At 38.9% G+C, this 24,781-nt stretch carries 22 protein-coding genes and 1 tRNA gene; 11 read left to right on the top strand and 12 right to left on the bottom strand.

Features of this window, described 5'->3' with window-relative positions; genetic code table 11:
- Positions 1–94: 94 nt before the first annotated feature.
- Entirely contained in the window at positions 95–5,665 is a 5,571-nt protein-coding gene (locus ABVT42_RS20405; protein ID WP_367024330.1) for a SpvB/TcaC N-terminal domain-containing protein, read from the bottom strand.
- 845 nt (positions 5,666–6,510) lie between these two features.
- Positions 6,511–6,601 (bottom strand) — tRNA-Ser (locus ABVT42_RS20400).
- A 210-nt stretch (positions 6,602–6,811) separates the two neighbouring features.
- Between ABVT42_RS20400 and ABVT42_RS20395 the strand changes: the two genes are divergently transcribed.
- On the top strand, positions 6,812–7,474 hold the full coding sequence (locus ABVT42_RS20395) for a Bax inhibitor-1/YccA family protein (protein ID WP_353897803.1): 663 nt from the start codon (positions 6,812–6,814) through the stop codon (positions 7,472–7,474).
- 93 nt (positions 7,475–7,567) lie between these two features.
- Here ABVT42_RS20395 and gdhA read toward each other — a convergent pair whose 3' ends face one another.
- The gene (gdhA, locus tag ABVT42_RS20390) at positions 7,568–8,920 is read right to left on the bottom strand and encodes an NADP-specific glutamate dehydrogenase (protein ID WP_353897804.1); all 1,353 of its coding nucleotides are present in this window, start codon (positions 8,918–8,920) and stop codon (positions 7,568–7,570) included.
- A gap of 288 nt (positions 8,921–9,208) precedes the next feature.
- Here gdhA and tusD point away from each other — a divergent pair, with 288 nt between their 5' ends.
- From tusD to ABVT42_RS20365, 5 genes are all read left to right on the top strand, one after another.
- Positions 9,209–9,607, top strand: a complete 399-nt coding sequence (gene tusD / locus ABVT42_RS20385) for a sulfurtransferase complex subunit TusD (RefSeq protein ID WP_353897805.1) — start codon at positions 9,209–9,211, stop codon at positions 9,605–9,607.
- A gap of 22 nt (positions 9,608–9,629) precedes the next feature.
- Positions 9,630–9,989, top strand: coding sequence for a DsrE family protein (locus tag ABVT42_RS20380; RefSeq protein ID WP_353897806.1), 360 nt, complete (start codon positions 9,630–9,632; stop codon positions 9,987–9,989).
- 8 nt (positions 9,990–9,997) lie between these two features.
- Positions 9,998–10,294, top strand: coding sequence for a sulfurtransferase complex subunit TusB (tusB, locus tag ABVT42_RS20375; RefSeq protein ID WP_353897807.1), 297 nt, complete (start codon positions 9,998–10,000; stop codon positions 10,292–10,294).
- Between the two features lie 29 nt (positions 10,295–10,323).
- A complete protein-coding gene (locus ABVT42_RS20370; RefSeq protein ID WP_353897808.1) occupies positions 10,324–10,659 on the top strand; it encodes a TusE/DsrC/DsvC family sulfur relay protein in 336 nt (111 codons plus the stop codon).
- A gap of 391 nt (positions 10,660–11,050) precedes the next feature.
- Positions 11,051–11,650, top strand: a complete 600-nt coding sequence (locus tag ABVT42_RS20365; protein ID WP_353897809.1) for an MlaC/ttg2D family ABC transporter substrate-binding protein — start codon at positions 11,051–11,053, stop codon at positions 11,648–11,650.
- A 123-nt stretch (positions 11,651–11,773) separates the two neighbouring features.
- On the opposite strand, the gene serS is transcribed toward ABVT42_RS20365, so the two are convergent.
- The 6 genes from serS to lrp all read right to left on the bottom strand — a co-directional run bounded on the left by serS (position 11,774) and on the right by lrp (position 18,934).
- Positions 11,774–13,057: a serine--tRNA ligase gene (serS, locus tag ABVT42_RS20360; RefSeq protein ID WP_353897810.1), complete on the bottom strand. Its 1,284-nt coding sequence runs from the start codon at positions 13,055–13,057 to the stop codon at positions 11,774–11,776.
- 28 nt (positions 13,058–13,085) lie between these two features.
- Positions 13,086–13,493 carry a fluoride efflux transporter CrcB gene (crcB, locus tag ABVT42_RS20355; RefSeq protein WP_353897811.1) on the bottom strand — a complete coding sequence of 136 codons (408 nt, stop codon included), beginning with the start codon at positions 13,491–13,493 and terminating at the stop codon, positions 13,086–13,088.
- A gap of 45 nt (positions 13,494–13,538) precedes the next feature.
- The gene (locus ABVT42_RS20350) at positions 13,539–14,894 is read right to left on the bottom strand and encodes a replication-associated recombination protein A (protein ID WP_353897812.1); all 1,356 of its coding nucleotides are present in this window, start codon (positions 14,892–14,894) and stop codon (positions 13,539–13,541) included.
- Between the two features lie 8 nt (positions 14,895–14,902).
- Complete coding sequence (lolA, locus tag ABVT42_RS20345; RefSeq protein WP_353897813.1) at positions 14,903–15,688, bottom strand: outer membrane lipoprotein periplasmic chaperone LolA; 786 nt, start codon at positions 15,686–15,688, stop codon at positions 14,903–14,905.
- 165 nt (positions 15,689–15,853) lie between these two features.
- Positions 15,854–18,157: a DNA translocase FtsK gene (locus ABVT42_RS20340; protein WP_353897814.1), complete on the bottom strand. Its 2,304-nt coding sequence runs from the start codon at positions 18,155–18,157 to the stop codon at positions 15,854–15,856.
- 300 nt (positions 18,158–18,457) lie between these two features.
- Positions 18,458–18,934 carry a leucine-responsive transcriptional regulator Lrp gene (lrp, locus tag ABVT42_RS20335; protein ID WP_353897815.1) on the bottom strand — a complete coding sequence of 159 codons (477 nt, stop codon included), beginning with the start codon at positions 18,932–18,934 and terminating at the stop codon, positions 18,458–18,460.
- Between the two features lie 167 nt (positions 18,935–19,101).
- On the opposite strand from lrp, the gene ald reads away from it, so the two are divergent.
- The 3 genes from ald to trxB all read left to right on the top strand — a co-directional run bounded on the left by ald (position 19,102) and on the right by trxB (position 22,181).
- Positions 19,102–20,220: an alanine dehydrogenase gene (gene ald / locus ABVT42_RS20330; RefSeq protein ID WP_353897816.1), complete on the top strand. Its 1,119-nt coding sequence runs from the start codon at positions 19,102–19,104 to the stop codon at positions 20,218–20,220.
- A 330-nt stretch (positions 20,221–20,550) separates the two neighbouring features.
- Positions 20,551–21,087, top strand: coding sequence for a DUF2058 domain-containing protein (locus ABVT42_RS20325; protein WP_353897817.1), 537 nt, complete (start codon positions 20,551–20,553; stop codon positions 21,085–21,087).
- 140 nt (positions 21,088–21,227) lie between these two features.
- Positions 21,228–22,181 carry a thioredoxin-disulfide reductase gene (gene trxB, locus ABVT42_RS20320; protein WP_353897818.1) on the top strand — a complete coding sequence of 318 codons (954 nt, stop codon included), beginning with the start codon at positions 21,228–21,230 and terminating at the stop codon, positions 22,179–22,181.
- Between the two features lie 263 nt (positions 22,182–22,444).
- Here trxB and ABVT42_RS20315 read toward each other — a convergent pair whose 3' ends face one another.
- Positions 22,445–23,014: a hypothetical protein gene (locus ABVT42_RS20315; protein ID WP_353897819.1), complete on the bottom strand. Its 570-nt coding sequence runs from the start codon at positions 23,012–23,014 to the stop codon at positions 22,445–22,447.
- Between the two features lie 102 nt (positions 23,015–23,116).
- On the opposite strand from ABVT42_RS20315, the gene ABVT42_RS20310 reads away from it, so the two are divergent.
- Entirely contained in the window at positions 23,117–23,272 is a 156-nt protein-coding gene (locus tag ABVT42_RS20310) for a transposase (RefSeq protein WP_367024323.1), read from the top strand.
- 182 nt (positions 23,273–23,454) lie between these two features.
- A complete protein-coding gene (locus ABVT42_RS20305) occupies positions 23,455–23,703 on the top strand; it encodes a hypothetical protein (protein WP_367024321.1) in 249 nt (82 codons plus the stop codon).
- Here ABVT42_RS20305 and ABVT42_RS20300 read toward each other — a convergent pair.
- Together ABVT42_RS20300 and ABVT42_RS20295 are read right to left on the bottom strand one after the other, a co-directional pair.
- On the bottom strand, positions 23,674–24,225 hold the full coding sequence (locus ABVT42_RS20300; RefSeq protein WP_353898226.1) for a hypothetical protein: 552 nt from the start codon (positions 24,223–24,225) through the stop codon (positions 23,674–23,676). The two genes, ABVT42_RS20305 and ABVT42_RS20300, sit on opposite strands and share 30 nt — an antisense overlap.
- A gap of 66 nt (positions 24,226–24,291) precedes the next feature.
- Positions 24,292–24,781, bottom strand: a 490-nt coding sequence (locus tag ABVT42_RS20295; RefSeq protein WP_367023976.1) for a hypothetical protein, incomplete at its 5' end; no start/stop codon positions are given.

The following is a 24,781-nucleotide window of genomic DNA, read 5'->3' as shown; positions in this document are numbered from 1 at the left end:
ACCAGGAAGTGATGGCGTATTTTAACATTTCTGGTCGAAAAGTGAGTTATTAATTAGAGATTTTTTATTAAATTTCAGAGTGTTAAGCTGTTTTTCAGGGACGACTATTTATGTCGGTGGTCATTGTGGTGTATTTATATGATTCATAAAATAATCTATTTCCACCCAAAATTGAATCATCACAAGTGTCATCATCTATTTTCACCAGGCAACGCCGGATAGTTAATGGCCTGCTGGTTAAAGGAAATACTTGCCTAAAGTTTGTTACACTTCGTACACCTTCAGCGATATTACCATTAGCATCTAATTGCGAGGGACTATCAACAATTATTCGGCCAAATCCTTGGAACCCCCTACCTACCGCATTGTAGACCGCATCACGATATTGATAGTTTGTATTATTTAAACTACCCAATCCATTTGATTGTCGAAACTCACTCACAACATACATACTTGATGCGAAAGCAAACTGACCACCAACATAATTTAATGGGTTATCATAAATTGTTTGATAAATATCAAACGTTTTGTCTAATGCATTTGCCGGTTGTTGTCCTGAAGATAGCGGCAAATAGTCCCATTCACTGATTTTACCCATTGCTTCCGTCGATCGAATCAGCATATCTCTGGGGCGATAACTGGTTTTATTTAAAGTGCTATCAGTTGCAGAACCATAATTACGGTTGAAATAGACTTTTCCTGGCACAATGCCACTGGGTAGTGGATTTGTCTCTGGGATTTTTAATTTACAACTCGATGAAAACACGCAGCCATAACTAAAAGCTAAATCAGGTAATCCTTTACCAAAACTATCAACAACCATTGAATGATTAGCGGCACCAATCAAACCGGTAGCACTAGATGATACCGTAATGTTACCGGAGGCATTTTCATCAAAACTGAAGGCTGCATATTGATAAATACTATAATCGAAGTTGCTACTAATAGGAGCGGTTACCCAACCATCCACCGTATAATTTTCAGTATCACTATAAATAGAATCTCCACAAAACCATTGAGGTTCACCTTTATGTTGAACACGAGCACAACCTTTAATTAATTCCGAGCCAGGTAAAATTAACTCACTACGCCCATCACCATTCACATCCATCACTTTAATTGCGTCTTGATATTTCGGCGCATATTGATACTTCCAGTCATGGTATTCGCCAGTTATTTGGATTTTGTAAGTTCGCTTTGTAAATAAATTACCTAAATTAACTGGTTCTCCAAAGTTTCCGTTTCCCTGATTGATTCTGGCTAATACATTAAGCGCCGAGTCATCTTCCTTTATATCTTTTGTTCCATCCCAACCGATTAAATCATCAAATCCATCAGAATTAACGTCAAAAAACATTGCAAACTGCGAGAATTCTCCAGCGTAATAATCAATATTTTTTGCTGTAAAACTAAGACCTGCTTCCGTTGAAGTTGTTTGAGTTAACAATATTTCTTTTGGATATGCGTTGACATAATCGGGTGATTGATAATAGATGACCAAATCAGGTAAACCGTTACCGTCAATATCTCCAGCAAACTGAATATTTACGTCTGACGGAGCACCATGTGGTTTTGAGTAATTGTATATTTTCTGCTTTGTACTTTCTAAATAGGGATTGGTTTTACTACGCTGATTGGGATAATAATAAATATGAAGTTGCAGGTTTTCGTAACGACTAATTAGCAGGTCAGCCCAACCGTCACCATTAAAGTCAGCCGCATGAATAATAAAATCATACAGGTTATCTCCTCCCTGATTCATTGGAATATCGGTGATAACTTCTGTCGAGCTGACACTTCCATTTGAACTGCTGGTTAATTTTAATACCAACTTTTCATTTTCGACAGTCCACATATCAGTTGTACCGTTTAAATCGAAATCAGCGTCTAAACAAAGTCGGCGTTTAAAAACAACTCGATCATATTTACAGGTATTTAATGTGAAATTATGATCAACTTTATCGCCTTCAGCATTAATAAAATAGTTTGACCAATCGCGTACACCATCACCATTAATATCACCATGGGGAAGCACGCTTGAAAGATAGGTAGTTGCTTCACTTATCTCAACACCATCACTGGTTTTAAGTACTTCAAGTTCATAAGCGGTTTTATTTTCTAACCAATCAAAAACGGTCGGTTCATAGCAATTAGAGCTATCTTCACCACACATTTTTATACTACGCAGTAAAGCTCGTCCGCTAGCTGCGCTTGGAGTAATATCCGTATCATCGATGTCGGTGGAATAATTCAAACTATACTCGCTCACCTGGCTATTATCATAATAACTGGTGATTTTAGAGAGCAGTTTGGTTTGCTTGAGCTTTCCACCGCCTAGGTAATTAACTCGTTTAACAGGACGATCATCGCGATAAGTAAATTCTACTTTGCGGTTACCTGCACTCGAACTGGTCCCCGTGTAATAAATCGTGTTTAATACAATTTCGGAGTCTTTCGTTGAGGAGTATTCATAGTGAATAGTGTTATTACCAGCATGAGTAGATTCATGACTGATTAACCATGAAAGTGTTTTAGTTTGTCCTACTGGAACAACCTGTGCACCATACCCACCAGTACTGACACCGTAATAACGAATCAGGCCACTAAAGTTTTCTACGGTAAAAGTCGTTGACGTACCGTTAATAGCACCCGTTTGTGTTACTTTTTCAAAGTTATCTAACTCTGTTCTGTAAACAGCACCACTAGCACCATAAGTCCCTGAGACTAACTTCAAACGCATTCCGTCAATACATAATTTGTCAGTTTGATCATTAAAACTGATTCCAGCAGTAAAACCATCTTGCGCATAGGTCGCACCGCATCGTGATATCCCAGAACCAGCCGATAATGACCAGCCCACTCCGGCAATTCCGTTGCCGCTTCGCGAAGAATAGTTAAGCGCAACTTTTGGCTGCATGTTATTACGCCCAGGAGGAATTGAAATAGGAATAGCATAGCTGGCTGCACTACCAGAAACTCCTGCACTCGCCGGTACACTACCAACTATTTCGTTAAGTGGTACAGTAGGCGCTATAAATGCGGCATCAGGTACAACAAATTCTGCTGGACCACCCACATCAATAGTATGTGAAGTATCTTCAATCGCACTGATTGCGTAGGAAGAAAGCTCAACACCGGTTCGAGGATAAATGACTAAATCAATTTTATCATCACCTTCAACATCCAAATACTCAATACGATAATCAGTATTTAACACTGCATTCGCAGCATCGAACTCTGCTTGCGTAATTTGTAGTATCCAATATAGCTGACCTTCAACTTTTACTTTAAAGAAAGTAGCACTACTTTTTGATTTCAGATAAATATCGCCATTTGCTGCAAGGTAAACCTCATAGTCTTCTTGTGGAATGGTGAAACCTTTAATGACATCTAGCCTAAAGGTAAAGTTCACTGGAACCGTATGCGAAGATTTAATTTCATTAACATCAATCCTCACAGAATAAGTTTCATTAGCGTAAGTAATAACCTCCCCGATTAATTCATTTAATTCATTATTTACATACATCCAAGATGGATGACCAGATAAACTCAGATCAACATTTTGAATTGAGAGTTCAGGTTGAAATAAAAATGATTCACCTTCATAAATAAATCGCGGCGGTGTTCCATTGATTATCGGTTTAGTGACTGGAATTTGTAAGTGCGTTACCACTCCGTTACTATTAGTTTCAGCAAAATTATTCTCTGCACTATTACCAATATAATTTAACTGAATGCCACCGTTTTCAATAGAAGCCACATAAGACTGTGCCGACCAATCAACATTCAAATAACCACTTGCCAATGACTGAATCAAAGCACCACTGCTACTTAAAATATACGAAGTGGATCCTTTCGTTTTACCTTGTAAGAAAATTTCAGCATATCCATCACCAGAAAGATCCCCGATGTGGACTTCATAGTTATCGGGATCAGCATCGAAATGAAAAGCTTGATAACTGGCTTGACCATCTGCGCCCCAAGAAACAATCGCATTGGGCACAGTGGGAAAAATGGCGATAGGGGTAATAATATCGCCATGCAATAAAATAATTTCTTTATGACCCAAAAGTAAGGTTTCATTGCCAAGATTGGCGTTAAAATTACCTTCATAAATACCGTAATCATCTTGTAGCCAGTCGGGAATTAATGCCGCGAGATTTTTAGCTGGTTCGCTTGTAGTGCTGCGTAGTTGGCTACACTCTTCTTGATTTGAGAAAGTATTACAAGCCTCTACTAAAAACTGATAATTAGCATTGGTCAAATTGTTTAGCACATATTGTTGATTTAATCCCGAATAAATTAACTGCGGGCTACCGCCATTAACTTTTTGATAAAGTTTGTAAGTATGCACAATACCGCTGGCAGCACCCCAATTAATAATGGCTTCACCATTAAACTGGGTGTTTCCAGTGCGAGAAATGGATGAAGGCATACCCGGAGGACCAATCACTTCTAATTGAAAATATTTTCCATAATCAGAACACGAATAACTCTCCATGTTTAATGTACATGTTCTCGCTAAAACACTATGTTGGCCATCATCAAGCGTTAAGTTAAAAGTTAATCCCGAATTACTATCTCGAGGAATAACAACAGCGCCATCGACTTTAACTTCAATAAATCGGCCTGTAACAGCGATAACACTTAATACAACATTATTTCTTTGTTGATGAGCACCAACAATATTTGAAAGTTGGGTCAACGTAACTGAAAAGGCAGATGACCAAGCCGCACACCCACCCGCATTACATGCCCGCACCCGATATTGATTAACACCAATTGGTTGATTTTCAAGTGATTGAGAAGTACCGCTAGAGTCAACATTAACCCATTGATTACTTTCCAAATGCTGCAAATCATAGCTGGTTGCCCGTTCAACACTGGTCCAAGCCAAATCAACCGTTCCTATCATGAAATAAGTTGTGAAACTGGTTTGCCCAGTAAAAGAAGGAGTACCGGTAGGAGGACGCGCTACAATGATAGATTTAGAAAGGCTAAACGCGGAACAAACACTCGCGCTGTTACAGGCTTGAACTTTAAACCGGTAGTATCCATCGGCAAGCTCGCTAAAACTTTTAGAATTACTGCTCAGCTCCCAAGTGTTGTTATTTTGTTCTTCAACCAGTCGATAAAATGTAGCGTGTTCGACAATATTCCAACTCACCGTAAAATTACCATTGGCACTGACATTGGGAACATTCGGTGTTGATGGTGTATTTGGCATTGGTAACGGCAAATTAACCACCGTATACCCGCTAGTCTCTCTCGACGAAGAACAACCTCCACCGGTAAGATTACAGGCGCTTACACGATACTTATATTGTCCACTACTTCTCCCTTGTAATAATTGAGAGCGCGTCGATGAACTTAGTGAAGAAAGAAACTGAAACCCGCCATCATCTTTTGATTCATATAGCATGTATTTAAAAGTCGTATCGCTACTTGACGCGCCCCAAGATACGGTATATTCACCAGTAGTCGAGCTCGCAGGAGCACTAATACTTGGCGGAGTTGTTGGTGTAGATTGTGGCTCACAATTATTTGAAGTGCCGCCCGTTTGTGCCAGATCGTAGTTACATACGTAAGCCTGCAAATGTTCGCTTCCAAAAACACACATTCCTAAAATAATTAGAATAACAAAAGTATTAATCCCGCGTGGCATAAATAAGCATCCTGTTGAGTGAGCGACGTATTATGTGTTTGTTTTTTCTTAAATAACTCGGTAATAAATTATTGCTGCAACTTTTAATTTTTTACTTTTTGATAAAAATTTTTATCTTGAATGCAAAACATTCGGTAAAAAATTAATCTAACAACGCTAAAGGAGAAAAGTTTGAACTTAAAATGAGAAGATTAAACGGGAGAGATAAAGAAGCGAACAAATAAGCAAGGATAATCAAATATTCCTCTTACCTAATTTTTGTTTGGCCTTTTTTAATTTCCAATGGCGAATAAATATTGTACAAGCAATTTGATAAATTTATTCGTGACTGAAACTTTTAAATTATCCATTAAACCTTGTCATTGATAGTGAGTTTTATCTAAATTTTAATCTTTAGTAAAAACTATCCTTTTAACCCTTTTTAAAATTGGTTTTCTTAATAATACTCTCTTTAATACAAGCTTATTTTTACTTGGTAAGTCGATTATTTATATCAGCGCCGACATTAAATAATAGGTTTATTTAATACCGCTTTGTTTAAAAATGGACTAAAAAATAATTCTATTAGAGCAATACTCGGCAGATAATAGCAAAAGTATCGTTGATAGAAAACAGTTAATTCAATATGTATTCAACATTTTTGTCTACACTTTACAATCAGCTAGTTACAAGCAGTATGCTAGTTACAGGAAAACAAGTGCGTCTCGAAAAGAGATTTCATTCTTCGATAATTGTTGTTTACGGGACGGGTTAAATTATAGATATAAGTTGTAGATATAAGTTGTAGATATAAAAAAAGCCCTTAGCTTTCACTAGGGGCTTTTTATTTGCATAATATGCAAAATTGGCGGAGAGACAGGGATTCGAACCCTGGATAGGCTATTAACCTATGCCGGTTTTCAAGACCGGTGCATTCAACCGCTCTGCCATCTCTCCAATTGAGCGCGCATACTACCCGAATATTTTCATTTGGAAAAGCATTAATTTAAAAAAAATGAATATTTTTTTTAAATTGGTCAGCAGTTAAGCAAAATATGTTACATCTTGCATAAAAATTCTTTTCGATAATACTTGGTATTTTCGAATTCAGCCCTTAATATATTAGGAGTCTAATTGTAGATATTTTCTTAAAAACAGGAGTTATCAATGCAACCCAATTCACCCGTTATCGAAAGAACACATGGTCGTTCGATTGAGATTAACAAGGTACTTAAAAATACCTATATGCTGTTGGGGGCGACCATCTCGTTTTCAGCACTTGTTGCTTACTTTGCCGCTGTAATGAATCTGCCCCATCCCGGCTTTATCATTACCCTTGTTGGTTTTTACGGATTATTGTTTGTTATTCATAAAACCCAAAACAGTGCTTCAAGTATCTTCTGGGTTTTCGCTTTAACCGGCTTTATGGGCTATACGCTAGGCCCTATTGTAGGTATGCTATCCAATACTGCACCGCAAATTCTGGTTCAGGCATTAGCCGGAACAGGATTAATCTTTTTCGGGCTTTCAGCTTGGGTACTTTTATCTAAAAAAGACTTTTCCTTTTTATCTGGTGCGATTGCTGCCGGATTCTGGGTATTAATTATTGCGGTTATTGCTTCACTGATTTTTGATATTTCTGGCTTGAGCCTGGCAATTTCTGCTGGCTTTATGATTTTTTCATCAATGATTATTTTATATCAAACCAGTGAGATTGTTCGTGGTGGTGAGACCAATTATGTTATGGCAACAGTTACCCTGTTTGTATCTCTATATAATATTTTCGTTAGTTTACTGAACTTGTTAATGGCGTTTGGTGGTGACGATTGATAATTGATTTAAATTATCTCAGTATATAAAAAACCGCCTGATTGGCGGTTTTTTTATTCTTTTTGTTTATTGCTTTTCTTGTTTAATCGTAATTTACACAACACCATAAGCCAACATCGCATTAGCGACTTTAACAAACCCAGCAATATTCGCACCTTTAACATAATCTATATATTCACCTTCAGCTCCCCCACTGTAACGTAAACATTGCTCGTGAATACTCGCCATAATACCTTGTAGCTTGTCATCGAGTTCGGTCCGGCTCCATGAGAGCCTTAAGCTGTTTTGTGTCATTTCAAGTCCCGAAACCGCAACACCACCAGCATTTGAGGCTTTACCAGGTGCATAGAGGATTTTATTCTCATGAAAGACGTGAATCGCATCAATGCCCGTTGGCATATTTGCACCTTCTGCGATTGCTTTAACACCATTTGCCACCAATAATTTGGCGTCATTGACATCAATTTCATTTTGAGTTGCGCACGGAATAGCCACATCACAGTTTATCCCCCACGGTTTCTCATCGGCAAAGTACTCGCAACCATACTTGTCTGCATATTCTTTAATCCGGCCGCGCTTAACAGTTTTTAGTTCAACGATATAGGCCAGTTTGTCTGCATCGATTCCGTCCGGATCGTAAATAAATCCAGAAGAGTCTGACATGGTGACTACTTTTCCGCCAAGTTGTATCACTTTTTGTGCGGCATATTGTGCAACATTGCCCGACCCCGAAATAACTACGGTTTTATCTGCCAGAGAGTCTCGCTGTTGCTTTAACATTAAATCGATAAAGTAAACAACGCCATATCCTGTTGCTTCAGTGCGGATTAAGCTGCCACCGTATTCGAGTGATTTGCCGGTTAAAGTACCGGTAAATTCATTTTCCAACCGTTTATATTGACCAAACAAGTAACCAATTTCGCGCGCCCCTACGCCAATATCACCTGCAGGTATGTCGCGGTTAGGTCCTATATGTTTGTGTAGTTCAGTCATAAATGATTGGCAAAAACGCATGACTTCTCGATCAGATTTGCCCTTGGGATCAAAGTCAGCTCCGCCTTTTCCGCCCCCCATTGGTAAAGTGGTTAAGCTGTTCTTAAAAACTTGCTCGAATCCTAAAAATTTTAAAATGCTTTGGTTAACCGTTGGATGAAATCGTAATCCCCCTTTGTAGGGACCGATAGCATTATTGTACTGTACACGATATCCCCGGTTAACTTGAATATGTCCTTGATCATCTTCCCAACAGACTCGAAAAGAAACAATGCGATCAGGTTCAATCATTCGCCTGAGAATAGCGGCACGATTATACTGAGGGTGCTCATTGACAAAAGGAATAATATCTTCAGCAACTTCTAACACGGCCTGATGAAATTCTGGCTCGCCTGGATTATGCTTTTTGACATCATCCATAAATTCATTTAAATCAATTAGTGTTTTACTCATAGTTTTCTCTTTACCACCTTTCGGGGAGATGACATTAGCCTGATTTTTTGTAGTGTCTTTAAATACACCGGTTAGCGGGCTAAGAGTATCACTAAAATGACAGATTCATAACAGTTTTTAGTAATATATTCGATAGACACAATCGATACTCACTTTGTCACTTTACCTGACAACTGATAGTATACTGCGATGACTTTTGGTTAATTTTTACAGATGAATTAGTTGGCTGTATTTGCCTTTAATTCCCTAATTAATTAAACTTCAAGTGAATAATTAGCGGAATATTTTATGTCGTCGACATTTACTTTATTAATTAGTGGTTCACCAAGCGGTACGCAGGCGCATCTATCAGCATTGCGTTTTGCCAGGTGTGCATTGGCGCAAAATCATCAAATTTCTAATATATTTTTTTATCAAGATGCCGTCGCCGTCGCCAATCGCTTTAATGTCACTCCAAGTGATGAAAATAATCTTGCTCAATCTTGGTTAAATCTGAGTAAACAATATCAAATTGAATTACAGGTCTGCATTGCTGCCGCTAATCGGCGAGGTATAATTTCTGATGAAGAGGCTAAGCAAAACCATATCGATAGCCATAGTTTACAAGCAGGCTTTCATCTTTTAGGGTTAGGTCAATTAGCGGCATCATTAAGCCAACCCCAAAATAAATTAATTCACTTTAAATAGACTTGATGGTTCAATTAACCGTATGACAGCTTCTATTACTATTATTATTCAGTCTCCACCTTTTAGTTGTTTAACAGGTAAGGAAGGCATTGATTTGGGACTGGTTTGTGCTACGTTTGAGCAAAAGGTTAATTTAGTTTTCAATGGTCAGGGCATATTTCATTTATTAAAGACGCAAGAGGATAGCTTTTTTGATAATAAAAATTTTGATAAACAAATTGCCGGTTTATCTTTTTATGATATCGAAAAAGTTTATGCGGTATCTGAAAGTCTTGAACGCTATACTATTTCTGCGGATAATTTGATTCAAGATATCATCTGTATCGATAATAAAGAATTCACTAAGCTGAGCCAGCAAAGTCAACATACTGTGATATTCTAGGATCATCAATGAATATGTCTCAACTTCATCTAATTTGTAAAAATCTGACGCTTGCAGAATTATCGCGACAAAGTCAATTGATACTAGCAAAGGATCAATTATTACTGATCGCAGATGCCACATTGATGCTGACACAAAAAGAATTAATCACATTTATTCAAAGTTTAGATAACACTTGCTATATATTAGAAGCGGATGTACGTTGTCGTGGATTAAGCGAATATGCTAAATCTGATTTACAAATTATTAATGACCAGCAAATGGTTGACCTTTGCGCAAATAGTCAAAAGGTTATCAGCTGGTAAATACCGCAATTTTAACCAACCCATACACGATGAATTTACCTGTTAAACTACCTGATAATATTGCCACTGATGCACTTGGCTACTTAACCGATGCAAACCAGTGGAGTGAAGAGATCGCAGTGATAATAGCCTCGCAAGAGCAAATAGAATTAACGACTGACCACTGGGAAGTCATTCGGTACGTACGAGAATTTTACCGCGCATTTAACACCAGTCCTTCTATTCGGCCATTAATCAAATATTTGAAGTCAGTCATGCCCGAAGAGAAATGCACCAGTCTTTATTTACAGATACTATTTCCAGAGGGCCCTGCGAAGCAAGCAACCAAAATTGCCGGACTGCCCAAGCCGACCAGATGCACTTGATTCCGATTTTAGCTTGCCAGACTGGCTTGCGATTTTAATTTAAATTAACAATATATTTAAATAATCTATATTCATTAAGGTTAAGAGATATTATTCGACTTATTTAACCTCAGCTCTGGATAAGGGAAGTCAATTTAACCATTTGATAACTTATTTTTTTAACTGGTACAACAATCATTTCGTTAATGAATTCATCTCAACAGGGTCAGCCCCATTATTTTCCTTATCCAGAGTTGAGGTTATTTAGATTAATCGCTAAAATTTGACAATATTCAGCCAGGATTCACATTTTCTTAATAAAATGTACATATCCCTACAACTGCATCAAGTATCTTTTGTTAGAATAGGCTGAATTTTTAAAATGATATTGATTTATCAACCGGAGAAAATAATGAGAAAACTTATCGCCTCAGTTTTTATCTTTTTCAGCTTGAGCCTATTTGCTCAAACTGAACAGGATCCTTCAAAGTATCTTAAGGGGATTGCTGACAAGATGATTGCCGTGATTCAAACCAACAAAGAGGCACTTAAAACTGATACTAATTTAGCCAAATCACTGGTTATTGAACATTTATTACCGGTGATTGATACACAAACTTTTGCACAAAGAACGCTCGGTTCAAAAACTTGGAATACTTTGTCAGAAAAGCAGCAAAAAGCATTTGTCGATGGATATATTCAGCGCGTAATTGACAAATATGCTAAAGGCTTATCACTCTATGATGGTCATGCTTTTGAGTTTGATAAAGCGGAGTTCAGCCAAAGAACCGGAGCTGCACGTGTTCGTAGTACCATGATTCAAACTGGAACAGATCCTTTAGATATAGACTACTATCTGTCAAAAGAATCCGGCAGCTGGTTAATTACCAATATTATTGTTGCCGGTGTAGATATGCGAAAAAGTTATCGTCAACAATTTGGACCACGCATTAATGAAGTTGGTATTGATGAATTTATTAAAGAGCTAAGTGATCCCGCAAAGTCAAATTAAAGAGTTAATTATCACTTAAATGACTCAAGTATTTATTCGTTTATTTAACATTAAAAAACCGCTCATTAGAGCGGTTTTTTTATATGTCTTGTTACCTAACTTACAAATAACTGTTAACTTACATTAGCCAATAAAATCTGTTTTCATATAAGGTTTCAAGACTTCAGGCACCTTTATTCGTCCATCTGCCTGCTGATAATTTTCTAAGATTGCCACCAGCGTGCGCCCAACCGCCAATCCCGAGCCATTTAGTGTATGTAACAGTTCAGGCTTACCGGTTTCGCTACTGCGATATCGTGCCTGCATTCTGCGCGCTTGAAAGTCACCCATATTGCTGCATGATGATATTTCACGGTAAGTATTTTGCGCCGGTAACCAGACTTCTATATCGAAAGTCTTAGTTGAACCAAAGCCAATATCACCTGCACATAAAATCACCGTACGATATGGTAACTCTAATAGCTGTAAGATTTTTTCCGCATGTGATGTCAATTCATCTAGTGCAGCCATAGAGTCTTCAGGTTTAACAATCTGTACTAGCTCAACTTTTTCAAATTGATGCTGACGGATCAATCCTTTAACATCTTTACCATAGGAACCCGCTTCACTACGAAAACAAGGAGTATGTCCTGTTAATCTAATTGGTAACTCGGCTTCATCTACAATTTGTTCACGCACCAGATTAGTTAGTGGCACTTCGGCTGTTGGAATCATATACAAAGGTTTACCATCTTGGGTAGTGCCTTGAACAGTAAATAAATCTTCAGCAAATTTCGGTAATTGCGAAGTTCCAACCAGACATTCTGGATTGACCAAATAAGGCACATAAGTTTCCTGATAGCCGTGTTGTTCGGTGTGCGTATCGAGCATCAACTGGATAAGTGCCCGGTGCAATTTTGCAACGCCAGCACGCATCACCACAAACCGAGACCCACTCAGTTTTGCTGATGCAGCAAAATCGATTCCTGCAACCGCCTCACCAATTTCAGTATGATCTTTTGGTTCAAAGTCAAACGTAGGGATTACTCCCCATTTTCTCACTTCAATATTATCATTTTCATCTTTCCCTTCAGGAACTTCAGCCGATAATAAATTCGGTAAACAAAGCAGCAAATCATCAAGTTTTGCTTGGGTCTCTTCGAATGCTTTTTTAGTTTCATCCAGTTTATCGCCCAGACTGGCAACTTCGTCCAGTAGCGGCTGAATATCTTCACCTTTTGCTTTTGCCTGACCAATCGATTTGGAACGCGTATTACGCAAATTTTGCAGTTCCTGCATTTCAACCTGCAATGACTTACGACTTTCTTCCAGTTCAGTGTAGGCTGACTTGTCAAACGTCGCTCCACGTCTGGCAAGATTAGCAATGACATTATCGAGATCAGTTCTAAAAAGCTTGGGATCAATCATAATTTATCCATCATTTTTGTAATTTGGTTTAATGGCCAGCTAGTTTAACACCAAGCCATCCACCAACAAATACACAAATTAAACACAATACACAATTGGCAAAAATATGGAGTGTTAATTTTAACCAGTCACCTTGTTGATAAAGCAATAAGCTTTCCAAAGCAAAGGCAGAAAAAGTAGTAAATGCGCCTAAAAAACCAACAAAGAAAAATAATAATTTATGTGCCGACCATATCAGAGTTGAATGCTCTATCCACATGTAAACTAATCCGGCTAAAAAACACCCAACCAAGTTTACCGCAACCGTACTCAACGGAAATTGACTGCCGGTAATCAAAGGTAAAAATTCGCGCACCCAAAATCGTGTTGTTGCCCCTAGAGCACCGCCAAGTGCAACCATCAACGTTGGAACTAATTTAAAAGCCAGTGAGTCCATAGTTAAATCCAAAACAGTCCCAGAAAGTCGAAGGTCTCTCTCAGGTCAAATTGATTCTTTTTGATTTAATGTTCGTAAGTATTGTAATTTTTCGGCAATTTGCTTTTCCATTCCCCGCTCAACAGGCTGATAGTAATCTACGGGCGCCTTATCATCGGGAAAATACTGCTGTCCAGCGGCAAAACCATTACTTTCGTTGTGATCATAGCGATATTCTGCACCGTATTCGAGAGACTTCATTAACTGAGTTGGCGCATTGCGCAAATGTAACGGTACAGGGTAACTTGGCTCTCCCTTAATATCTGCCATGGCTGCCTTAAAAGCTGAATATACTGCGTTACTTTTAGCCGCGACAGCTAAATAAACAATTGCCTGGGCAATAGCCAACTCACCTTCAGGGCTACCCAACCGTGTTTGCACATCCCAGGCATTAATGGCTAATTGCAAACCTCGCGGGTCAGCATTGCCAATGTCTTCACTTGCCATGCGTACAACCCGACGCGCAATGTAGAGTGGATCACAGCCACCATCAAGCATTCGACAAAACCAATAGAGTGCAGCATCTGGATTTGAGCCACGCACAGACTTGTGTAGCGCTGAGATTTGGTCGTAAAAAGCTTCGCCGCCTTTATCGAAACGACGAATACTTTCTCCCAAAAGCTGTTCGATAATTGTTCGGTCAATAATATTCGATGACTTACTAGATAATTCCAGCAAACTGACAGCCATTTCTAATAAATTTAAGAGGCGGCGTGCATCGCCGTCGGCAATATCCAAAAGCAGTGATTGGGCTTCATCGCTCATGGATAAATTAAGCTTTCCCAGACCAGCATCACTATCCGTTAATGCACGCTGCAAAATTTTAGTCAGCGCAGATTGGTTCAGTGCATTTAGCACATATACTCTAGCTCTTGATAACAATGCATTGTTAACTTCAAATGATGGGTTTTCGGTGGTCGCACCAACAAAAATAAATGTCCCATCTTCAACATAAGGTAAAAAAGCATCTTGCTGTGATTTATTAAATCGATGCACCTCATCAACAAACAACAATGTCTGTTGTCCCATCTGGCGCTTTAACTTTGCTTGCTCAACGGCCAATCGAATATCTTTAACACTGCCAAGCACGGCAGATATGGCGATAAAATAGCAATCACTATTTTTCGCAATCAGACGAGCAAGTGTCGTTTTGCCTGTACCTGACGGCCCCCAAAAGATCATTGAATGTAATTTGCCACGAGTAATAGCTTCAAATAACGGTTTTCCGGGTTCAAATAAATGATTTTGTCCAGCGTAATCTTCTAATTGCGTCGGCCGCATTCTTGCAGCTAGCGGCTGTGACAAATCAACCTCAGCAATTTGAGCAGTATCGTTGGGCTGGCTATCAAATAAATCGGCCATAATTTTTGTTAAGGTTGCTCACTATCTGAATCATCAAGCTGATTACCAGACTTAGAGGGGCTTTGTTTAGCTTCGACGGGATGTATCTGCCGCGAATCCACAACATCGACACCCTCTGGAATAATAAAAGTAAACTGCTCCGGGGAAATTTTAGGATTTACTTTGGCATTAAGAAATTTCACGCTGGTCTGCTGCCCCAATGAGTCAAGCATCAGCAGTTCAGATATTTCATCGTTCACAAACAAAATATTCATGCGATCAAACAAGCTTTCAGCTTGCTTGGGTTTTAACTCAAATAACAGCTTTTTACCGCCCGGCGAAGAGTGGCTAATGGTAAATGCTTGCGATAACTTTGTCTCATTACTGGTTAATAAAAGTAAAGGGGAATTAGCGACCATTTTGTCTTGATCTTGTATGGTAACTTGCTCTAACTCTTCATCATAGGTCCATAAATAACGTCCGTCAGCAATTATTAACTGAGAAAATGGCTGTTTGAATTGCCACCGAAAATGGCTTGGACGCTGAATCAAAAATGTGCCCGAACTGGTATCAATTGCGACACCAAACTCATCAAAAACACGCTGTTCAAAGTTAGCATGATAGGTTCTGATGGTTGCGATTTTGTCTGCCAGTAACTTTGCCGAACTCTCCTTCTTACCCGTATTGTCCGAATCACCCGCATGTACAGCCAATATGCCAAGCCAATTGCCGAGTATTAAAGATAAGATTACAGTGATTGGCAAGCGTCTCAATATACGCCTGCTAGATAATTTTTTTATAAATGGGCTTAACATATCGTTTGCGTGCTCCTGGAGCATTAAAGCTTTAAATCTATCAATTGCTGGCTGAATCAAAAATGAATGTGCCCAACAAGGTACAGCAAGGTGTAATTATATTCTTGTATTGAGCGCTTTGATGGCCACGTTTGCTTTGCCATGCCTCTTGCCAGGTTCGCTCACTTACAGTTCTGGCGGCGGCGGCGCAAGAACTTCACGCGAACCATTCGATTGCATTTCACTAACAATTCCTGCCGCTTCCATTTCTTCGATCATTCGAGCCGCACGATTATAGCCGATCTTTAAGCGCCGCTGTACACCTGAAATAGATGCCTTTCGAGTCTCTGTAACAATGCGTACCGCTTGATCATAGAGCTCATCTTTCTCTCCCCCGCTATCGGTTTCACTCGGAAAACCAGGTACATCAGTATCGGCAGCACCTGATGTAATTGATTCTTCATAAACCGGTTCACCGCGTTTTTTCCAGTCGGCAACAACCCGATGAACTTCGTCATCATCAACAAATGCACCGTGGACTCGAGTCGGAATACTCGTTCCTCCTGGTAAGTAAAGCATATCTCCTTGCCCCAATAATTGCTCTGCACCAACCTGATCGAGAATCGTACGGGAATCAATTTTTGAAGAAACCTGAAATGCTATACGCGATGGAATATTAGCTTTGATAAGTCCGGTAATGACATCAACAGAAGGCCGTTGAGTCGCCAATAGCAAATGAATACCTGCAGCCCTTGCTTTTTGAGCAATTCGGGCAATTAGCTCTTCAACTTTTTTACCTACAATCATCATCATATCGGCCAATTCGTCGATGACGATCACAATTTTGGGTAATGGATCTAGCGCTGGCGCAATTTCATCCATTGAATCTTCAGGCTTCCATAATGGATCGCGAATCGGTTCACCTTGCTTGATTGCATCATTAATCTTACGATTAAATCCGGCCAGATTTCTGACACCAAGTGCAGACATCAATCGATAACGACGTTCCATTTCGGCGACGGCCCAGCGTAGTGAGTTAGCAGCTTCTTTCATGTCAGTTACAACAGGCGTTAATAAGTGAGGGATCCCTTCGTAAACCGATAATTCAAGCATTTTTGGATCGATCATAATCATACGCACATCATCTGGTGATGATTTATATAGAATACTCACAATCATCGCATTCAAACCAACAGACTTACCTGATCCGGTTGTACCCGCCACTAATAAGTGTGGCATCTTCATTAAATCGATAACTATCGGCGCACCTGAGATATCTTTTCCCAAAGCCATTGTCAGCGATGACTTAGAATCATCGAACGCTTTACTGGCAATCACCTCTTTTAAACGCACAATTTCGCGGTTTTCATTGGGCACTTCGATCCCAATGTAAGGTTTACCGGGGATTACCTCAACCACCCGCACACTGGTGGTTGCCATCGAGCGAGCCAGATCTTTTGCCAGATTGGTTATTCGCGCCACTTTAACCCCAGCAGCCAGCGATAATTCAAAGCGGGTTATCACAGGGCCAGGATGAACCGCTACAACTTGTGCTTCGACTTTAAAATCAGCCAGCTTGAGCTCTACCAGTCGAGACATAGCCTCTAATGACTCTTCTGAAATACGATGTTGATGTGCTTTAGGTTCATCTAAAAGCCGGACTGGCGGTAATTCACCTTCTACAGGTAGATCATCAAACAGGTTAGCCTGTTTTTCTTTTTCGGTACGAATACTCGGTTCTATCCGCTTGACTTCTTTGGTAATTTTAACTGGCTCGCGTTGTTCTATTTTTGTTTGTTCCTGCTTAAAAACAATTTCACGTTGCTGCTTGATAACTTTTTGTTCTTTTTTGTCTCGCCAGTTATCTTTTAATTCAAGTAACTTTTGGGAAGCAAGGGCAACTCCTTTTAATGTCCATTTCCCTACCCAATCCATTAACTGAAACCAGGATATACCAGTAAATAAAGTCATCGATGCAAAAAAAGCAGCCAGCATGAGTAATGTTGCTCCCACTGGATTAAACCACCCAACTAACAGATCAGCGATTAACTTTCCAAGCACGCCCCCCGAATAATAGGCATTAACCATATCAGGTTCGGCAAAATGCTGTGAAGAAATTGCCGCCCCTATTAACAATGTAAATAACAAGCCAAACAGGCGGAATGACCAAAATACAAAGCTGTTGGGTAATGTGTTCTTACGTTCACGGAAAACCAGATAACCGGAATATAAAATCATAAACGGAAATAAAAAGGCCAGATATCCAAATAAGTGTAACAGTAGACTTGAAAACCAAGCGCCTGCACGGCCGCTGGCATTTTGAATTTCAGCCACATTTCGAGCCATTGTGAATCCAGGATCTTGCGGCGAATAACTCCACAAGGAAATAAACAAAAAAAGTGCAAAAGCAAGCAGCAGAATAAATCCGCCTTCTTTTAACCTAACTAACAAAATACTCGATGCTTCTTGCGTACTAATCTTATTATTCATTAAAAACTTATAAACTCTATAACTGCTAAAAGGTCGATGGGGACTCATTAGTTGCGGGAATTTGCAATAATCAGGATTCCTGCTGACATAATACCCGTTTACCCCAATATTCTATTTCTGCTTACCATGTTTATCCCTTTCATGGTCCAAAATATCATAGGTTAAAATACCAAATTTATAAGGTATTCCAACTAGTTCGGTTTAATTTTTATTCAACTATCGATTGGTTTATTAAATGACTATTCTACTACGTCTATTACGGATTTGCTTAACTGCCTACTGAGAGCCATCTTTTATCCATTAAATCTCAATTATATTACTTTCTTTAACTTCTTCCATTACCACATAGGTTCTGGAGCCACTCACACCAGGAAGTGTTAACAAAGTCTCACCTAACAAATTTCGATAAGCCACCATATCGGCGACTCTTGCTTTTATTAGATAATCAAAGTCACCAGAAACGAGATGGCACTCTAACACTTGCGGTAAATCAATAACAGATTTTTTAAAATCATCAAATACATCTGGCGAGGTTCTGGTCAATCGAATCTCCACAAACACCAACAATGCAGCATTTAGCTTTCCTGGCGCGACCCTTGCTGTATAGCCCTTAATAAAACCGCGCCGCTCGAGTCTTTTTACCCGTTCAAGGCACGGCGTTGCGCTCAACCCCACCCGGCGTGATAGCTCTACATTAGGTAGTCGGCCATCACTTTGCAGCTCTCTGAGAATCGCCTTATCAATTCGGTCTAAATCACTATAACTTGAACTTGACATTGGTTTTTTTAACTTTTAAATAGGCACTTTACAGTTAATAATATTATAAAACCTTAAATATAAGCAAGTTATTCTGCAAAACACCAGCTATACTAGCGCAATATTTTCATAGCTTTTCAGTTGTAAAGATCACTTATTTGATCACATTTTATTTGGAGACATTTTCAATGTTAATCGGTGTACCAAAAGAGATAAAAAATCATGAATATCGCGTGGGAATGGTTCCTGGCAGCGTTCGTGAGTTAATCAGCCATGGCCATCAAGTAATAGTTGAGACCAATGCCGGAATCGGAATTGGCTTTAGCGATGAAGATTACCAGGCTGTTGGCGCAGAGATCAGAAATACTGCAGAGGACGTTTTTGCCGAAGCAGATATGATTGTCAAAGTTAAAGAACCTTTAGCTGAAGAGCGCGCAAAATTAAGAGAAGACCAAATTTTATTCACCTATCTACATTTAGCCCCCGATTTGCCACAAACTCAAGATCTGATCAAAAGTAAAGCAGTTTGTATCGCATATGAAACTGTTACCAGTAATAATGGCAGTCTGCCGCTATTGGCTCCAATGTCTGAAGTTGCGGGTCGTATGTCAATTCAGGCAGGCGCGCAATGCTTAGAAAAATCTCGCCATGGTCGTGGTATGCTACTTGGAGGTGTTCCCGGTGTTGCTCCGGCTAAAGTTGTTATTATTGGTGGCGGTGTTGTTGGTTCAAATGCTGCTCAAATGGCCATTGGCATGGGCGCACAAGTTGTTATTCTTGACCGCTCTATTGATGTTTTACGTCGATTAGACGCTCAATTTGGTGCTCAAGTTCAAACTGTATTCTCAAGTAAAGATGCACTTGAGCAACATGTTTTATCAGCAGATCTGGTTATTGGTGGTGTTCTCATCCCTGGTGCTGCCGCCCCTAAACTGGTTACCGCTGATATGATTAAAAACATGAAACCTGGTTCTGCTGTTGTCGATGTTGCCATTGACCAAGGTGGTTGTTTTGAAACATCAAAAGCAACAACTCATGCAGAACCAACCTACCTTGTCGATGAAGTTGTGCATTATTGTGTTGCCAATATGCCTGGCGCTGTACCAAGAACTTCTACATTTGCACTGAATAATGCGACATTACCTTTCATTATCAGCATTGCCAACAAAGGTTATAAAGCGGCACTGATCAGTGATAAACACTTAATGAACGGATTAAACGTTCATAAAGGCGTTGTAACTAATCAAAGTGTTGCTGAAAATCTCGGTTTTGAATTTGTTAATCCGGCTGATGCTATCGAAGCATAAACCCGTTTCTTTATAGCCAATTGGCCACTCATCATTTGAGTAGCACTTTTTTCAAATATTGGCTCACAGGAGATAAATCAGCAAGTTAAAACACAACTTGTGAACACTTGGCTGAAATAATGATTACTCCGTCCCCTAGCGAACCTTCAACAACGCATTATCCGTTGCAAGGTTCGTTCTTTTTTAGTCTTAAATTAATATCACTCGCAGATAATTCAGCGAAAACTTACCAATAAAGATCGAATCAAACAATTGATTTTTTCAGCAGAAGTCCTCATATTAGAGAGCTTAAAATATTGTACGGGCCATTTTGTTTCAAGGTTATAAATTATGTCTCTCCAAGATCAACTGCTTAAAGCCGGCTTAACGACTAAAGATAAAGTTACCAAAGCAAACAGTGAAAAACGTAAAAAAGCAAAAATCAACCGTAAGCATAAAGTTGAAGTTACCGATCAGGATAAACAAGCAGCTGAACAACTTTTAGCCGAAAAAGCTCAAAAAGATCGCGAGTTGAATCAACAGAAAAATGCCCAACTAGAGCAAAAAGCCTTAATGGCACAAGTTAAACAATTAATCGAATCTAATCAACAAGACTTGGGTAAGCCGATAGTTACCTTCCAATTTTCTGATAATGGTGCGATTAAACAGATTGAGGTGTCAAATTTAATCCATAAACATATTGGTAATGGTCTGTTAGGTATTACACGTATTAATACGCAGTATTATTTAGTACCCAAAGCGATTATTGAAAAAATCAGACAACGGGCTCCCGAGTTTATCATACTAATTAATGAGCAACAGCAAGATACCGAAGAAGACGACGACCCCTATGCTGATTACCAGATACCTGATGATTTAATGTGGTAGCCACTTTGAGCAGTAATTTTAATTTACTGCTAGATTCCTACTACGATGTAAGAAATCAAAACGTCATAGAATTTATTTATTCTTTTATTTAAACAACCCTATTGAGTTGTAAAAAACTTATTTAATACTTGGAGTTTCAAATGCCACAATCGCGTCATTGTAAATTATTAATTCTGGGTTCAGGCCCTGCCGGATATTCCGCAGCAGTTTATGGCGCTCGGGCAAATTTAAAACCTGTTATTATTACCGGTATCGAAAAAGGTGGTCAACTTACGACAACTACCGATGTAGATAACTGGCCAGGAGATAATGAAGGGGTTCAAGGACCTGAACTCATGGAGCGCATGGAAAAACATGCCGTTCGTTTTGGTACAGAAATTATCTTTGACCATATTCATACCACCGATCTTAGTCAACGCCCATTTACCTTAAAAGGCGATCAAGGTACTTATACTGCCGATGCGCTTATTATTGCGACAGGTGCTTCGGCCATGTATTTAGGACTTGAATCAGAAGAAGCTTTTAAAGGTAAAGGGGTTTCAGCCTGTGCTACCTGTGATGGATTCTTTTATAGAAATAGAAAAGTTGCTGTCATTGGAGGAGGAAATACCGCAGTTGAAGAAGCGCTTTACTTATCAAACATTGCTTCTGAAGTACATTTAATTCATCGACGAGATTCGCTCCGAAGTGAAAAAATTCTTCAAGATCATCTCTTCGAAAAAGCAAAAAAAGGCAATGTCAAAATTCATTGGAATCATACTCTCGAAGAAGTACTTGGCGATAAAATGGGTGTTAATGGCATTAAAATTAAAAGTACAGTTGATGAATCTGTGGCGCAACTAGATTTAGATGGCGTGTTTATCGCCATTGGTCACAAACCTAACAGTGATATTTTTGCTGGACAATTAGCAATGGAAAATGGCTATATTAAAGTAAAAAGTGGACTAGCTGGCAATGCTACTGCAACCAGTGTTGAAGGTGTTTATGCCGCTGGAGATGTGGCTGATCAAGTTTATAAACAAGCTGTCACCTCTGCTGCAGCGGGATGTATGGCAGCACTTGATGCCGAAAAATTTCTCGATGCGCAAGGCTAAAAGTAACGATTAGTCCTCAAAATAATCCATTGAAAGGCTAATTATTCTGAAAGAATAATTCCTTTCAAAGAATAGTCTTAAAAATAATAGTCTAAAATTTCAACTTCACTCAGGCAGTCATAGCCTGAGTGTCCTTTTGAAAGTGTTATAAGCTTAATACTTGTGGCCAGCAAAAATATCAGTTTGTGGTGTTTATATTAAATAAGCAAACCCTAAACACCGATAGAGCGACATAATACCTTTCGTTTGCCTACTTTTTATGTCTATTTCGACTGAAGTATTTTTCCATTCTCTATTTTCCATAAGTTTGATGAGGTACGAATATATATTGGCTTTTTGTGATGCAAACTAAGATATACGTGAAAATCTGTCGGCACATCAGATAATACGTGAGTTACAAATGCAGCATCTGTCGATGAATCTTCTAGAGGAACTAGTAAACATGATTTTGTGGAAGAAATAACACTTTTAATGTCATTAGTACCAAGTTTAAAATCAAATCTAATATGACGACCAAACTGAATACCTTTGGATTTTTCCGGTTGAAACATCAGGTATATGTGTTCAATTTGGGAAAGTTCATCTTCTACTCTTACAGCTATATAGCCATCGCCACATAGTAGATCTTTGCTCGCCATTTCCAACAAATCTGCCTCTCTCGATGTTGGAGGGTCAGTCGCATCATCGGATTTCATTGCTTTATACAGATTTTTTCCTTTAATTTCGATTTTGCTCAAGTCTAGTTGGACATCTGAACTCATTGACTGTTTTACTGGCACTGTTTTACATGCAGATAACCCGAGAGAAAAAACAACTAATAATAACCACTTCATTTTATTTTCCTTATCTTGATGAAAGCGTTGTGTAGTGGCATACTAATTTTGGCCACCTAACAAGAGGTGCTATTATACCTCGTAAATAAAATAGGTGACAGAATGAACAAAAGAAACAGACCAACTTTTACAGCCGAATTTCGTTTAGAAGCCGCGCAATTAGTCACAGAAAAAGGTTATTCAATTCGTGAAGCAGCTAATGCCATGGGTATTGGTAAATCAACCATGGATAAATGGGTAAGGCAACTCAAAAAATAACAACAAGGTATACTCAATACAGCGACCCCTTTAACCGCAGAGCAACGTAGGATTCGAGAGCTTGAAAAGCAATTACGCCAAGTGGAATTGGAGAAAGACATTTTAAAAAAGGCTACCGCTCTCTTGATGTCGGACTCAATGAGAGGTTCCAAATAATCCATCGACTTGAAGAGAGCACTACGATGAAACATTTATGTCAATTATTTGAGATAAATCGGAGTAGCTATCGTTATTGGCGAAATAAACCCAAAACTAAAAATACACAATTAGTCAAAGAAAAAGCGATGATTAAAGCCATTCATGTTGAAAGTAATGGTTCAGCTGGGGCCAGAACGATTGCAAAAATAGCGACAGGAGCATGGGTTTGTCAAGTTGTCAGCTGTCTCGACACCAACCGCTTGTTAAAGCATTTCAATATAGTTAGCTGGTAACTCAACATCTCGACTTAACTCAGGCAGCAGTTTCCATAATAGGCCTTGATCTTTACGAAGACCGCTACCATCAAGATATTTCCAGTGACTCGAATCTTTTTTCTTTATTGCTATCATAAAACCTGTACTTTTCATTTTCTGTCCCTGAATCTCCATAATAGAAACTCTAGGAACGAAGCACACCTCATTGTCTCCTGCCAAGTACAATCTTTTAGGTTTTCCTAAGGTTGCCTCATGAAAAACAATACCTTGCTCCATCAAACTTGCTATAGCTGATACGGTCATACTTTCATAATTAGCTTTACCTCCTACAAGTTCATAAATAGAACTATGGGTACTTTTCAAAAATAGAGATATATCACCGGATTCAAAAGCCGTATACATGCCGCTGATATCTTTATGAATCTGATCGACATCCTCTTTTGATAATTCGATTGCAAATATATTTTCAGTACTGATTAACATTACAATTAATAAGACTTTCTGTATTACTTTCACCACAATTTTTCCTTTGTGTTGCATTTATGCTTTAACAACGCCAAGCTAAGCGGAGCGTTTTTAGCGTCCGCTTGAGCTTTTTGTTAAGCGCTACGCTTTGTATAACTTAATTTCAATAAATACAGCCTCACCAACAATTGTTACCTGAATATAAAATTCATCAAATTCGTTAGTTGTAACTCGCCGTTTTATTGGCGATTCTGATAGACTAAGTGATTTTTTCCCTATAGTGTCAGATAGTAATTTAAACTCTGTCTCACTTAGCGCTATTTTCCCTAGGTGCAATACCTGATCATCAAGCTCGCTCGGGATTGACTGCATTTGAGGCCCGACTACCATTACCGCTTGCTTTCCATAATGGTTACATGACCAGTGCTTTACAGAAAATAAATTACCATTAGAGAGAACTCCTTTTATTTCATTGCTTTTTTTAAACCATTGATAAACACCTATGGCATTACTCTTAGCATATTGTTTTTCAGAAACAGTATCTTCACTAAAAATACACTTTTCGGTTGCACAAGCTGAACTGGAAATCACGAAGCCGAATATGACGATGCACCAAAATGTACGCACTTTT

This window comes from Aliikangiella maris (assembly GCF_040719265.1).
Lineage (GTDB): Bacteria > Pseudomonadota > Gammaproteobacteria > Enterobacterales > Kangiellaceae > Aliikangiella > Aliikangiella maris.
Note: the sequence above shows the minus strand (reverse complement) of the source record. Positions and strands in the feature narration are given on the sequence as shown.

Coding starts and splice junctions, on each gene's coding strand:
- trxB (WP_353897818.1), top strand. CDS start 21,228: ATGCCACAATCGCGTCATTGTAAATTATTAATTCTGGGTTCAGGCCCT.
- ald (WP_353897816.1), top strand. CDS start 19,102: ATGTTAATCGGTGTACCAAAAGAGATAAAAAATCATGAATATCGCGTG.
- ABVT42_RS20340 (WP_353897814.1), bottom strand. CDS start 18,157: ATGAATAATAAGATTAGTACGCAAGAAGCATCGAGTATTTTGTTAGTT.
- ABVT42_RS20315 (WP_353897819.1), bottom strand. CDS start 23,014: ATGAAGTGGTTATTATTAGTTGTTTTTTCTCTCGGGTTATCTGCATGT.
- ABVT42_RS20300 (WP_353898226.1), bottom strand. CDS start 24,225: ATGCAACACAAAGGAAAAATTGTGGTGAAAGTAATACAGAAAGTCTTA.
- ABVT42_RS20350 (WP_353897812.1), bottom strand. CDS start 14,894: ATGGCCGATTTATTTGATAGCCAGCCCAACGATACTGCTCAAATTGCT.
- tusB (WP_353897807.1), top strand. CDS start 9,998: ATGAATATGTCTCAACTTCATCTAATTTGTAAAAATCTGACGCTTGCA.
- ABVT42_RS20380 (WP_353897806.1), top strand. CDS start 9,630: ATGACAGCTTCTATTACTATTATTATTCAGTCTCCACCTTTTAGTTGT.
- ABVT42_RS20305 (WP_367024321.1), top strand. CDS start 23,455: ATGAAACATTTATGTCAATTATTTGAGATAAATCGGAGTAGCTATCGT.
- ABVT42_RS20365 (WP_353897809.1), top strand. CDS start 11,051: ATGAGAAAACTTATCGCCTCAGTTTTTATCTTTTTCAGCTTGAGCCTA.
- lrp (WP_353897815.1), bottom strand. CDS start 18,934: ATGTCAAGTTCAAGTTATAGTGATTTAGACCGAATTGATAAGGCGATT.
- ABVT42_RS20405 (WP_367024330.1), bottom strand. CDS start 5,665: ATGCCACGCGGGATTAATACTTTTGTTATTCTAATTATTTTAGGAATG.
- ABVT42_RS20395 (WP_353897803.1), top strand. CDS start 6,812: ATGCAACCCAATTCACCCGTTATCGAAAGAACACATGGTCGTTCGATT.
- gdhA (WP_353897804.1), bottom strand. CDS start 8,920: ATGAGTAAAACACTAATTGATTTAAATGAATTTATGGATGATGTCAAA.
- tusD (WP_353897805.1), top strand. CDS start 9,209: ATGTCGTCGACATTTACTTTATTAATTAGTGGTTCACCAAGCGGTACG.
- ABVT42_RS20325 (WP_353897817.1), top strand. CDS start 20,551: ATGTCTCTCCAAGATCAACTGCTTAAAGCCGGCTTAACGACTAAAGAT.
- crcB (WP_353897811.1), bottom strand. CDS start 13,493: ATGGACTCACTGGCTTTTAAATTAGTTCCAACGTTGATGGTTGCACTT.
- ABVT42_RS20370 (WP_353897808.1), top strand. CDS start 10,324: ATGAATTTACCTGTTAAACTACCTGATAATATTGCCACTGATGCACTT.
- lolA (WP_353897813.1), bottom strand. CDS start 15,688: ATGTTAAGCCCATTTATAAAAAAATTATCTAGCAGGCGTATATTGAGA.
- ABVT42_RS20310 (WP_367024323.1), top strand. CDS start 23,117: ATGAACAAAAGAAACAGACCAACTTTTACAGCCGAATTTCGTTTAGAA.
- serS (WP_353897810.1), bottom strand. CDS start 13,057: ATGATTGATCCCAAGCTTTTTAGAACTGATCTCGATAATGTCATTGCT.